9 protein-coding genes and 1 pseudogene are annotated in these 13195 nt (G+C 50.1%); 5 read left to right on the plus strand and 5 right to left on the minus strand.

Going from position 1 to position 13195, the window contains the following annotated elements; genetic code table 11:
- Positions 1-2: 2 nt before the first annotated feature.
- Entirely contained in the window at positions 3-1253 is a 1251-nt protein-coding gene (icd, locus tag BZJ19_RS00285) for an NADP-dependent isocitrate dehydrogenase (protein ID WP_077674205.1), read from the minus strand.
- Positions 1254-1392: 139 nt separating this feature from the next.
- Between icd and BZJ19_RS00290 the strand changes: the two are divergent.
- The 5 genes and pseudogenes from BZJ19_RS00290 to BZJ19_RS00310 form a co-directional block, all read left to right on the plus strand.
- A pseudogene (locus BZJ19_RS00290) lies at positions 1393-2025 on the plus strand (pseudouridine synthase); the annotation flags it as partial.
- Positions 2026-2487: 462 nt separating this feature from the next.
- Complete coding sequence (mnmA, locus tag BZJ19_RS00295) at positions 2488-3597, plus strand: tRNA 2-thiouridine(34) synthase MnmA (RefSeq protein ID WP_069587353.1); 1110 nt, start codon at positions 2488-2490, stop codon at positions 3595-3597.
- Between the two features lie 13 nt (positions 3598-3610).
- Complete coding sequence (gene hflD, locus BZJ19_RS00300) at positions 3611-4255, plus strand: high frequency lysogenization protein HflD (protein ID WP_069587346.1); 645 nt, start codon at positions 3611-3613, stop codon at positions 4253-4255.
- Between the two features lie 25 nt (positions 4256-4280).
- A complete protein-coding gene (purB, locus tag BZJ19_RS00305; RefSeq protein WP_077674207.1) occupies positions 4281-5648 on the plus strand; it encodes an adenylosuccinate lyase in 1368 nt (455 codons plus the stop codon).
- Between the two features lie 110 nt (positions 5649-5758).
- Positions 5759-6907 (plus strand): ribosomal protein uL16 3-hydroxylase, encoded by a 1149-nt coding sequence (locus tag BZJ19_RS00310; RefSeq protein ID WP_077674208.1) that lies wholly within the window; start codon positions 5759-5761, stop codon positions 6905-6907.
- Positions 6908-6923: 16 nt separating this feature from the next.
- Here the strand turns inward: BZJ19_RS00310 and BZJ19_RS00315 are convergent, their stop codons facing one another.
- The 4 genes from BZJ19_RS00315 to BZJ19_RS00330 all read right to left on the minus strand — a co-directional run bounded on the left by BZJ19_RS00315 (position 6924) and on the right by BZJ19_RS00330 (position 12821).
- Complete coding sequence (locus tag BZJ19_RS00315; RefSeq protein WP_077674209.1) at positions 6924-9035, minus strand: methyl-accepting chemotaxis protein; 2112 nt, start codon at positions 9033-9035, stop codon at positions 6924-6926.
- A gap of 151 nt (positions 9036-9186) precedes the next feature.
- Complete coding sequence (gene oppC / locus BZJ19_RS00320) at positions 9187-10098, minus strand: oligopeptide ABC transporter permease OppC (RefSeq protein WP_069590927.1); 912 nt, start codon at positions 10096-10098, stop codon at positions 9187-9189.
- A 10-nt stretch (positions 10099-10108) separates the two neighbouring features.
- Positions 10109-11029 (minus strand): oligopeptide ABC transporter permease OppB, encoded by a 921-nt coding sequence (oppB, locus tag BZJ19_RS00325; protein WP_077674210.1) that lies wholly within the window; start codon positions 11027-11029, stop codon positions 10109-10111.
- 121 nt (positions 11030-11150) lie between these two features.
- Positions 11151-12821: an ABC transporter substrate-binding protein gene (locus tag BZJ19_RS00330; protein WP_077674211.1), complete on the minus strand. Its 1671-nt coding sequence runs from the start codon at positions 12819-12821 to the stop codon at positions 11151-11153.
- Between the last annotated feature and the right edge of the window lie 374 nt (positions 12822-13195).

Below are 13195 nucleotides of genomic sequence, written 5' to 3' on the forward strand. Positions count from 1 at the left end.
GATTACATTTGCGCAATCATGTCGTCTGCAAACTCAGAGCACTTACGCAGGCTTGCACCTTCCATCAGGCGCTCAAAGTCATAGGTCACTGTTTTGTTCGCAATCGCTTTTTCCATTGCTTTGATCACCAGATCAGCGGCTTCAAACCAGCCCATATGGCGCAGCATCATTTCTGCAGAAAGAATGAGTGAACCTGGGTTCACCTTGTCTTGACCGGCGTATTTCGGCGCCGTGCCGTGGGTAGCTTCAAACAGCGCCACACCGTCACCAATGTTGGCACCAGGGGCAATACCAATGCCACCAACTTGCGCCGCCAGTGCATCGGAGATGTAGTCGCCATTCAGGTTCATGGTGGCAATCACATCATACTCCGCCGGACGTAGCAGGATTTGCTGCAAAAACGCATCCGCGATGGAGTCTTTGATGGTGACTTGTTTGCCGGTTTTTGGATTCTTCATCGTCATCCAAGGACCGCCGTCTAGCAACTCAGCACCAAATTCTTCTTTGGCCACTTCATACGCCCAATCTTTAAACGCCCCTTCGGTAAACTTCATGATGTTACCTTTGTGGACGATAGTCAGTGAGTCACGATCGTTATCGATGGTGTACTCAAGCGCCGCACGGACCAGACGCTTGGTGCCTTCTTCTGAGATTGGCTTGATACCCACGCCACACTGCTCTGGGAAACGGATTTTGTTGGCACCCATTTCTTCACGCAGGAATTTAATCACTTTATCCGCTTCCGCGGTGCCTGCTTTAAACTCGACACCGGCGTAGATGTCTTCTGAGTTTTCACGGAAGATCACCATATCCGTGTCTTCTGGCTTTTTCAGTGGGCTAGGAACGCCAGTGAAGTAGCGAACAGGACGCGCGCAGATATAAAGATCGAGTTCTTGACGAAGGGCTACGTTCAGAGAACGAATACCACCACCCACAGGGGTCGTCAGTGGGCCTTTGATGGCAACTTTGTATTCACGAATAAAATCAAGTGTTTCAGCAGGCAGCCATTGATCATCACCGTATACCTTGGTGGACTTCTCACCGGTGTAGATTTCCATCCATGAAATCTTGCGCTCACCGTCGTAGGCCTTAGCAACTGCTGCATCAACAACTTTAATCATTGCAGGGCTAACATCCATCCCGATGCCGTCCCCTTCAATGTAAGGGATGATTGGGTGGTTAGGGACTACCAGTTTTGTGCCGTCGAGCGTGATCTTCTGACCTTCCGCCGGTACAACTACTTTACTTTCCATTTTAATCTCCTAGCGTCCATTTGTTATCTTTGTGTAAGATGCGCACTGAGGATACTTGAATTCAGGCAACACGCCAAACAGATTATTACGTGTATAATACGGAAGTCTCATTTGCCGTTTAATCTATTTGACAGTCCTTATGACAAAGAAACCCCGCGCCAAGCCAGCATCGAACACTGTTTTAAACACAACAAAAAAAACGCCAACAGCACCGCCTAATCAAGCTTCATCCCCACGCACCACACGCGTTATTCTCGTTAACAAACCGTATAATATGTTAACGCAATTCAGTGGCGAACCCGCCGATAGCACACTGGCCGACATCGTATCAGTCAAAGATGTCTATCCAGCCGGTCGGCTTGATAAGGACAGCGAGGGGTTGCTGGTCCTTACCAATAACGGCGCCTTACAAGCAAGACTGACCCAGCCGTCCTCCAAATCTGACAAAACCTATTGGGTGCAAGTTGAAGGCGAACCCAGCGAAGCGGCAATCCAAGCACTTTGCGACGGTGTCGAATTAAAAGATGGCCTCACGCTGCCTGCCGATGTCACCAAAATGGCACCGCCCGCCGTTTGGGAGCGCCATCCACCGGTTCGTTATCGCGCTAACATTCCCACCACTTGGTTAAAAGTGGTTTTGCGTGAGGGGCGAAATCGGCAAGTACGCCGCATGACTGCGCATATCGGCCACCCGACGCTGCGCTTGATTCGCGCTCAGCTAGGCCCATGGCAACTGGAAGATTTACAACCGGGCCAGTGGCGTGAAGTGACTCCCCCAAAAGGCTTCGAGCAGTTCATACCTAAACCCAAAGGCGCAAAAGGGAAAGCACCACGCCGTCACGCGCGCTCGCCAAAGCGTGCACCGTCGAAGAAACAAGATAAGCGCTAGGAATACCTGAACATACCATCGTCCGATTTTCGCACACAGACCCTCCGCGCCAAGGATGGCGCGGCGGAGCCCCCAGGGATGGGTATACGGCGTGTCTGCGTGCGGGAGTCGGTCGATAAACCTAAGGGGTTCACAAGTCTTTGCGCGGCATCCAATCCCAAGTATTAACCCTCATTGCTATTAATAGTATTAACATATGCCGGATCGGTCACAGGCCACGCGACCATCTACCCACCCACTCACTTTGGGAAACGGCTAACGTGTGAGCCTTATCACATCTGTATCCGACGAATGGATTCTGTTAAACTCAGCGTCCGTTTATTGATAGCAGCATTTGTGATCACCATGTCAGATAACAGCAGCAAAAAAGTGATTGTCGGAATGTCCGGCGGTGTTGATTCGTCCGTTTCTGCCTACTTGTTGAAACAACAGGGTTATCAGGTCGAAGGCCTGTTTATGAAAAACTGGGAAGAGGATGACAACGAAGAATACTGCTCTGCTGCAGAAGACTTGGCCGATGCACAAGCTGTCTGCGATAAGCTAGGCATTGAACTGCACACCATCAACTTCGCCGCTGAGTATTGGGATAATGTTTTCGAGCACTTCCTAACGGAGTACAAAGCAGGCCGCACGCCTAATCCTGACATTCTTTGTAACAAAGAAATCAAATTTAAGGCATTTCTCGAATTTGCCGACGAAGTGCTAGACGCTGACTACATTGCTATGGGTCACTATGTACGCCGTTCGTTCCCAGAAAATGGCGAAAAAGCACAAATGTTGCGCGGCCTTGATGGCAATAAAGATCAAAGCTATTTCTTGTATACACTGAGCCATGAACAGGTAGCGCGTAGTCTGTTCCCCGTGGGCGAACTGGAAAAACCACAAGTACGCCAAATTGCTGAAGAACAAGGCCTCGTGACCGCGAAAAAGAAAGACTCGACCGGTATTTGTTTTATTGGTGAGCGCAAGTTTACTGATTTTCTTGCTAAGTACTTGCCGGCACAACCGGGCCCGATTGAAACCACGGACGGCGACGTGATTGGTGAACACCAAGGCCTGATGTATCACACGCTCGGCCAACGAAAAGGGCTGGGGATTGGCGGCATGAAAGGCGGTAATGGTAGCGAAGAGCCTTGGTATGTGGTCGATAAAGATGTCGCACGCAATGTACTGATTGTCGGTCAGGGTCACGACCATCCTCGTTTGTATTCAGAAGGCTTAATTGCCGCCCAATTGCACTGGGTCGATCGCGAAGTTATCACTGAGCCACGTCGCTGTGCGGTGAAAACACGATACCGTCAGCACGATATATCATGTACTATCACGCCTATCGATAACGACACGATTAAAGTCACTTTCGATGAACCGCAAATTGCCGTTACGCCTGGCCAATCTGCCGTGTTTTATGATGGCGACGTGTGTCTTGGCGGTGGCATCATCGAGCAACGCATTTAAGGAGCCGTGATCAGTGGCAGAGACGATTTATGATCGCACCCTCGCCTTTGCGAGCATTTGTCAAGCAGCCAAGTTGGTGCAAGATGTATCCCGTCAGGGCTATTGCGACCAAGATGCGCTGCGCACCAGTTTAAGCAGCATTATTGTGACCAATCCTTCCTCGACCCTCGACGTCTTTCGTGGCGAGGCGGGGGAAATCACAGGTGATGGCGAACGCGGCCTACGCATTGGCTTGGAAACACTGATCCATCAGCTCGATAACGGCCGTAATGGGACTGAGCTGACGCGCTATCTCATCAACCTATTGGCTTTAGAGCGTAAGCTTGCCAGTCGCCGTGATGCGATGGCCCAGCTCGGTGATCGTATTGAAACCATCGAGCGCCAAGTCAGCCATTTCGATTTGCTCGATGAGCAGATGATCAGTAACCTTGCCAGCATTTACCTCGACGTGATCAGCCCGCTGGGCCCACGGATTCAAGTTTCTGGTGACCCTCAGCATTTACAACAAACCGGTGTTCAACATCGCGTGCGAGCCATTTTGCTGTCAGGGATCCGCAGTGCTGTATTATGGCGTCAAGTTGGCGGCAAACGCAGACACCTCATCTTTGGCCGTAAAAACATGGTTGAACAGGCCAAAATCATTCTAGCCCGTACCTAATCAGATTGAACTCAGGAGACAAAAAATGGAACTGTCAGCGCTGACTGCTGTTTCCCCGGTCGATGGCCGATATGGCACGAAAACGATTGCGTTGCGATCGATTTTTAGTGAATTTGGATTATTGAAGTATCGTACCATCGTCGAGATCCGCTGGCTGCAAAAGCTTGCTGCGACTGACAGCATCACAGAAGTGCCTGCGTTTAGTGATGAGGCCAATGCATTATTGGATCGCATTGCCGCTGAATTTAGTGAGCAAGACGCTGCGCGCATCAAAGAGATTGAGCGCACCACCAACCATGACGTCAAAGCGGTTGAATACTTTTTAAAAGAAAAAGTAGCTGACAACCCTGAGCTGAACGCGGTTAACGAATTTATCCACTTCGCTTGTACCTCTGAAGACATCAACAACCTGTCTCACGCGCTGATGCTTAAAGAAGCGCGCGATACCGTTATCTTGCCTGAGATGAAGCGTCTTGAAGCGGCGGTGAAAGATCTTGCTCAGCAGTTCCGCGATGTGCCTATGCTCTCTCGCACCCACGGCCAGCCTGCATCTCCTTCAACCATGGGTAAAGAGATGGCGAACGTTGCCTACCGCATGGCGCGTCAAATCAAACAAGTCGCGAGCACTGAAATTCTCGGAAAGATCAACGGCGCAGTCGGTAACTATAATGCACACCTCTCTGCCTACCCAGAGATCGATTGGCACGCCTACAGCGAAGCCTTTGTCACCTCGCTCGGCATTGATTGGAACCCGTATACAACCCAAATTGAGCCGCATGATTACGTTGCCGAGCTCTTTGATGCCGTCTCGCGCTTTAATACCATTTTGATCGATTTTGACCGCGATATCTGGGGCTACATTGCGCTCGGCCACTTTAAGCAAAAAACCGTTGCTGGCGAAATTGGTTCATCGACCATGCCACATAAAGTGAACCCGATTGATTTTGAAAACTCGGAAGGCAACCTAGGGTTGGCGAACGCGATTTTCTCTCATCTGGGCCAAAAGCTACCGATTTCTCGTTGGCAGCGTGATCTGACTGACTCCACCGTGCTGCGCAACTTAGGCGTGGGTGTAGGCTACACCTTGATTGCTTATACCTCGACCCTTAAAGGAATCAGCAAGCTGGAAGTGAACCAAGCAGCGCTCGAAGCTGAACTGGACAAAAACTGGGAAGTACTGGCAGAGCCTGTTCAAACCGTAATGCGTCGTTATGGCATTGAGAAGCCGTACGAGAAGCTGAAAGAGCTCACGCGCGGGAAACGTGTCGACGGTGAAGGCATGCGCCAGTTTATCGACGGCCTTGATTTGCCAGAGCATGAAAAAGCGCGTCTTAAGCAAATGACGCCTGCCAATTATATTGGTGATGCGGTCAAGCTCACAGACAAACTTTAAGCAAAGCGCTCCCATACCTGGCGGCCTCCATTTGGGGGCCGTTTTTTATCCCCCTCGCACCACCCCGCTCAGCGCGTTATACTGCCGCAAATTTCTTAACCTGTGATGCTATGTATCAGTTTCAATTTTCCATTGCCGACTTTATGTCCACCTATTGGCACCAAGCGCCTACCGTTATCCGTCAAGGCTTTATAGATTTCGAGGATCCCATCGACCCAGAGGAAGTCGCAGGCTTGGCGATGGAAGCCGATATTGATTCTCGCATGGTGACACACGCGAATGGTCAATGGCAGGTTGCCCACGGACCGTTTGAGGATTTTAGTCACTTTCCTGATACTCACGCGCAACTGATTGTTCAGGCAGCCAACCACTGGCACCCGGGCGCCCGCGAGTTAGCCAGTGCCTTTTCGACACTGCCTCAGTGGTTATTCGACGATCTTATGGTGTGCTATTCCCAACCACATGGCGGCGTTGGTCCTCATATTGATCAATACGATGTCTTTATTGTGCAAGGTCAAGGGCGTCGTCGCTGGCGTGTGGGGCCCAAAGGGCAGTATCAAGAAGCTAATTTGGAAACAGGTTTGAAGCAAATTACCGGCTTCGATGCCATCATCGATGTGGTGCTAGAGCCGGGAGATATTCTTTATATCCCACCAGGCTTTCCGCATGAAGGGGATACGCTAGAGCCCTCGCTCAGTTACTCAATTGGCTATCGCTCACCAAAAGCCCGCGAGCTATTGAGTAGCTATGCCGACCAAGTGATCGTCGATGAAGCAGGCGACCATCATTTCCATTGGCCAGCCATGCAAGCGCAACCCGACGTGCCGGCGGCATTGGATCCACAACATCTCGCGCAAATGGATGAGATGATGATGGCGTTAATGCACGACGAAACCCGTAAAAAGCGCTGGATTGGCGAGTTTCTCTCTCAGGCTCGACACGAGCTCGACTTGCTCAGCCCCGATCCGCAGTGGCAGCCTGATAGCCTCAAAGCCGCCATGCAAGATGGGCTTTGCTTAGAAAAACTCAGTGGCTTGCGTGCATTTTATCACCCAGACCAGCCTGAAATGATTTTTATGCTCGGTGAAAGCTTTGATTTACCCGCGGAGTGTGCATCGCTTACTCCAGCGTTATGTAATCAGCGCTTTATTGATTGGGAAACCCTCGGCGATACCGCTGACAATAACCTGTTTTGGCCGATGCTCACGCTTTGGGTCAATCGCGGCTACTGGTACCCTCTCGAGGAAGCACCAGAATAACCGCGTCTCATCAAGGTTATACTTTAAATTGGGCCGTGAGCGCACGCTGGCGGCCTGCTAACCCTTCAAGCTGGCTAGCTATGCTGGCGGTAGATTCAGCATGCGACAAGAGTTCATCACTGCGCTGACGAATATGCGTCACGTTTTGGGTGACATCGCCTGAGACAGCACTTTGTTGCTCAGCCGCGGCACTTATTTCACTATTTAGATCCATCATCTCCTGCATCGCCGCACGTATTTGATCTAAGCTGGTTACGGTTTCTTGTACTTTTTCCGCGGTATGATCTGCCAGTTGATTACCACCGTGAATAGCAGAGACAACGGAGTCAGCCCCTGACTGGAGCGAGTCAATAACGGTACGAATCTGCGAGATAGACTGGTTGGTTCTCTGAGCCAATTCTCGGACTTCGTCTGCCACCACCGCGAATCCTCGTCCCTGCTCTCCCGCGCGTGCCGCTTCAATAGCCGCGTTTAACGCAAGCAAATTGGTTTGCTCTGACATGGTATCGATGACRGTTAAAATCTCGGTAATGTCTTGGCTGCTTTTATGTAAAGCTTGCGCATCATGCGTGGCGCCATTGAGCGTTTCGACCAAGCGCGCCATCGCTTCAGACGAGGTTGTGACAATCGCCTCCCCACGCGCCGTCGCTGTATTCACGGCACTAGCCGCGCTTAGCGCGGATTCAGTATGGCGGGCGACTTGCGTCGCCGTTTGCGTCATTTGCTCCGAGGCGGTTGCCACCGCATCCAAGCTTGCGACTTGTTCACGACTACCATCTCGAGTTTGCGCCGCCACGCGTGATACTTCTTTAGCGGTGTGTTCCGCTTCTTTAACGCTATCAATCACGTTTGCCATGATGGGCTGGAGCTTATCGAGAAAGCGATTAAACCGCCCCGCTAATACACCAATTTCATCGCGGTTTTTGAGGACAATGCGCTGAGTCAGATCGCCATCACCATCCGCAATCTCCGCTAACCGAGCGGCTAAAAGGCGCAATGGTTTAACGATTTGCCGTGCAGCAATACTCACAACGACTAAAGCCAGTAGAATGGCAATCACGCCCAAGGTCCGCTCAGTTGTGGCGGCTTGCGCGCGTTGCGCAGTTATCTGCGATGCTAGCTGTGTCGCACTCGCCAGCAATGCTTGTTCCGGCAGCGAAATGAGCACTCCCCATGTTGCACTGGGTAGCGCAATCGGCACATAGGTCATTAATTGGCCTTGCTGCCACTGCGTCTTCGCGTCACCTGCGCTTATCCACTCAGACAGCCGAGATGGCGAATAACGCAATTGCGAGATATCACTCCCCAATGCATTGGGCTCATCGGTTGCCACCAACTGGCCGCGCTGACTGATCACACTAATATGCCCACGGCCGTCAAAGAGTGCTTGGTCCGCTTGCTCAATCAAGGCTTGTAGGTCATTCAATTGGATCTCAATCCCAAGCACACCGAGCACATCACTATCACGCATCAGCGGTGAGGAAATCGTAACATGTAAGCCTTCGCTATCACTTTGGGGGGCGGACACACACGCTGTGCCTTGGCTAAGCGGGCATTGATACCAATAATTGCTGGGCTGCCCAGAGGCGGTGCGAGCGGTATCGCTAATTTGCGCTTCGCTCAGCACTGATGGCATCAACTGGTCGCCACGCTTTTGCCATAGACTGGCAAAGCGGCCTGAGGCATTGGCGCCGCGTTCACTGTCTAATTGGTAAAACTCATCTTCTTGGTCAAGTGCATTGGGCTTAAACACGACAAACGCTGCTTGCACAGTGTCGAAGTTCACGACCGAGCGACGGACGAGTTCATTAATCGAGCCGCGAAGCTCACCACTGTCCGTAAAATTTTGCTCCGCGTTATACTGTAAATACACCACACTTTGGGCCAGCATTTGTGCGCGGTACACCGCCTCATCAAGCGAACGTTGAACATGGGTGGCTTGCACTTGTGCTTGGCTTGTCGCCAAGTGCTGTGCAGATTGTTTTAGGCTCTGCGTACTCGCAGTGCTAACGGTTTGGTGGAGTTGCTGATTCACGTACGACGAAAAACTCAGCAGCGCTGCCGCCGTAATGGCGACACAGGCGCCAGCCACCAGCGTGACTTTCCATTGGATCGAAAGGGATTTCATGACAGCTCCTTGTCATTACAACGCACTCGCATAATGCCAGCGCTATTCTCATCCTTGAAACACTTGCAACTAAACCATAACAAAAAAGCGCAGGCGATAAACCTGCGCTTTCCCATATTTTTGCTTTTTTACAGTAAGAACCCTAAATGACTTACCTGTCTTTCGGGTCTAACGCATCGCGTAAACCATCACCAACATAGTTAAAGCAAAACAGTGTCATTACCATAAAGGCCGCAGGGAAAAGCAATTGCCAAATCGCGAGTTCCATCGTTTGAGAACCCTCTTGCAACAACGCCCCCCAGCTAGTCATCGGCTCTTGCACCCCTAGCCCCAAGAAACTCAGGAATGATTCAAACAAAATCATATTGGGCACAAGCAAGGTCGAGTAAACCGCAACAATACCGAGCACGTTTGGCACGATATGACGAGTAATGATGTGACGCGTGCTAACCCCTGAGACATGAGCCGCTTCGACGAACTCTTTACTGCGTAAGCTTAGGGTTTGACCACGCACAATACGCGCCATGTCTAGCCATGCAATACAGCCGATGGCAACGAAGATCAACACGATATTACGGCCAAAGAAGGTGACCAACACAATCACAAAGAACATGAATGGAATCGATTGGAGGATCTCGACCAAACGCATCATGACGGCATCCGTGCGGCCGCCAATAAAGCCTGATGTGGCACCATATAGCGTACCAATCAGCACCGCGACGAGTGCCCCCATGACACCGACCATAATCGAAATGCGTCCGCCCATCATGGTGCGGGTAAACAAATCACGTCCCAGCGCATCGGTACCAAACCAATGCCCCTCCATACCAAATGATGGCGCAGCATGAATAGCATACCAATCGGTCGCATCGTAGGCATAGGCACTTAGGTGCGGCCCAATAATCACACTAAGACCAATCAAAAACAGGATGACCAAACTTGCCATCGCCGCGCGGTTGCGTCGAAAACGCACCGCAGCATCTTGCCATAAGCTTCGACCCTTCACATCGACTTGTTCAGAGAAGCTCTCGAGGGCGTCAATATTTTCTTTTTTCGTCAGCATTATGTCACCCCTAGTAACGGATCTTAGGATCGATATACGCCAGCAGGATATCGACGATAGCGTTAAACAGAATGGTTAGCGTACCAATTAAGATGGTGCAGCCCAGTACCAGTGAATAGTCGCGGTTAAACGCTGCGTTCACGAATAACTTACCGATGCCAGGCAAACCAAAGATGGTTTCAATCACAACCGAACCAGTAATAATCCCCACAAATGCAGGTCCCATGTACGAAACAACTGGTAGCATCGCCGGCTTAAGTGCATGTTTAACAATAATTTTGGGGTAGCTCAGTCCTTTCGCACGAGCGGTACGAATGAAGTTACTGTTCAAAGTTTCAATCATGCTGCCTCGAGTGACACGCGCAAACGTTGCCACGTAAAGCAGCGACATCCCTATCATGGGTAGGATCATAAATTGCCAGCCACCACCTTGCCAGCCACCAGCAGGAAGCCAACCGAGATTAATCGAGAAGATATAAATCAACACTGGAGCGAGAACAAATGATGGCATTACCACCCCAAGCATGGCTGTCGACATAATGGCATAGTCAATCCAGGTGTTTTGCTTGAGTGCCGCAATGGTGCCAATCGTGACGCCAAACACTAACGTGAMCAAAAACGCCAAGGCGCCAATTTGGGCAGATACCGGAAATGCACCCGCGATCAGCTCGTTCACCGAGAAATCGATGTATTTAAATGAGGGACCGAAGTCACCCTGTAAAATGTTGCCAAGGTAGGTGGTGTATTGTTCGAACACCGGCTTATCCAAGCCATACTTAGCATTAATGTTGGCCATTACCTCTGGGGGTAACGGACGCTCACTTGAAAAAGGGTTGCCGGGCGCAAACCGCATTAAGAAAAAGGAAACAGTGATCAATACCAACAAAGTTGGAATGGCTTCCAAAATTCGCTTAGCGATAAATTTCAACATAGCTGTACCGTATCGTTTTGAGAATCACAGCGAGCGCTGTCTGAATAGACCTCACAGACAGCGACAGCCAGCCAAGGAAGTCGCCTATGGCGACTCCCTTAGTTAGCTGTGAGTCAGGGGTTTATTCCGCTTTAATGTAAAGATCTTTAGAGAAGATCTTCTCTTCAGCGTTATTCGCAGGGAACCCGCCCACTTTCGGGCTAAGGAGACGCGCTTTAACATACTGATAGATAGGCGCGATCGGCATATCTTTCGCCATTTGCGCTTCAGCGTCTAGGTACAGTTGCTCACGCTCAGCATCATCCGTGGTTTCCATCGCTTTTTGCATGATGGCATCGTAGGCTTTGCTGTCGTAATGCACACCGCCTGATGTATTGGTACTACGCATCAGTGTTAAGAAGGTAGAGGCTTCGTTATAGTCACCACACCAACCTGCGCGTGCCACATCAAAGTCACCTTCATCCTTGGTGCTCAGGTAGGTTTTCCACTCTTGGTTATTGAGTTCTACATTCACACCCAGCTTGTCTTTCCACATTTGACCAATCGCAACGGCCAGTTTTTTGTGGTTCTCACTGGTGTTGTAGAGTAATGAGAAATCAAGTGGATTGCTTTCGTCAAAACCCGCTTCCTTGAGAAGACGTTTTGCTTCTGCATCACGCTCTTCTTGGCTCATWTTCGCATAAGCCGGTAACTCTGGTGAGAAGCCTGCAGTAATTTCCGGCGTGAGGAAGTAAGCAGGCTTTTGGCCTTGGCCCAGTAGCGCGTCAGTCACGACATTACGGTCAATGGCGTAAGACAAGGCTTTACGTACACGAACGTCATCAAAGGGTTCGCGCTTGGTGTTGAACAGGTAATAGTAGCTACACAGGTTACCGACGATCGAAAGATCTTCAGGGTGCTCCTGTTTAAGACGACGGAAATGCTCGTTGGGGATTTCGTACGTCATATCAATCTCACCGGCCAAGAAGCGGTTCATTTCTGAAACTTGGTTTTCAATGGGTAAGAAAGTTACTTTATCTAACGTCGTGTTTTCATTATCCCAATACTGTTCGTTACGCTTGAGATCAATGCGCTCATTGATTACCCAGTTATCAACGACATAGGCGCCATTGCCCACAAAGTGCTCAGGCTTTGTCCACTGATCGCCATACTCTTCAACGACTTTTTGGTTCACTGGCTTCATGGTGGTATGACCCATCATTTTCACCAAGTAAGGCACCGCGGTATCTAAGGTGACTTGTAGCGTGTGATCGTCGAGCGCTTTCACACCCAAAGTCTCTTTATCTTTGGTGCCATCAACAATGTCTTTGGCGTTTAGCATATGGGTATAAGCGACATACCATGAGTATGGCGACGCGGTATTCGGATCGACAACACGTTTAAAGCTGTATTCAAAGTCGTGTGCGGTGACAGGATCGCCGTTTGACCACTTAGCATCCTTACGCAAGTAAAAGGTGAAAACTTTGTTGTCTTTGTTTTCCCAGCGCTCTGCGACCCCAGGGATCACATTGCCATCGGCGTCTTGGTTAACCAAGCCTTCCAGCAAATCACGAATGACGTGAGATTCAGGCACGCCTTGAGTTTTGTGCGGGTCGAGTGAAGCGACTTCTGCACCATTACCACGAACCAACTCTTGCACTTCAGCAAGTTTCGGCTCACCAGCAGGCGCTTCGGTTTTCGTTTCGGGGCTCGTTTGGGAGGTTTGTTTTTGCTCTGGTTCACTACATCCTGTAAGAGCCAGAGATAGGCCAGCGCCCATAAAGAGGGTTCGGGTGATCGTGTTTAGCTTCATCTTGTAACTCCATAACAATCGCTATATGCATCCGTGACAATCGACATAGGGGGTATAGAGCGTCCTTCGTGTAAACACGTATTGCTAACCTACCCTATGCGATTWATGGCAAAACATTACCAATCAGCGCTGTGTTTTGCCACAAAACTGAAGTATTTTGCCATAGAATGGCAAGAAAAACTCATATTTAACTAGATATAAACGACAAATGAGAACACTCAGCTGGTATGAGCTGTAATAAGTAGCACTTTATTCACAGAAAGAATTAAAAAACCGAATAAATTTCCATTTATACTGTTTCTGCGTATTGGCTAGTCATTTGCCGCTGCCATATCGAGCAGGAAACATACAAATCGCTGTATCGGTATTCATCC

The organism is Salinivibrio proteolyticus (assembly GCF_001996165.1).
Classification (GTDB): domain Bacteria; phylum Pseudomonadota; class Gammaproteobacteria; order Enterobacterales; family Vibrionaceae; genus Salinivibrio; species Salinivibrio proteolyticus.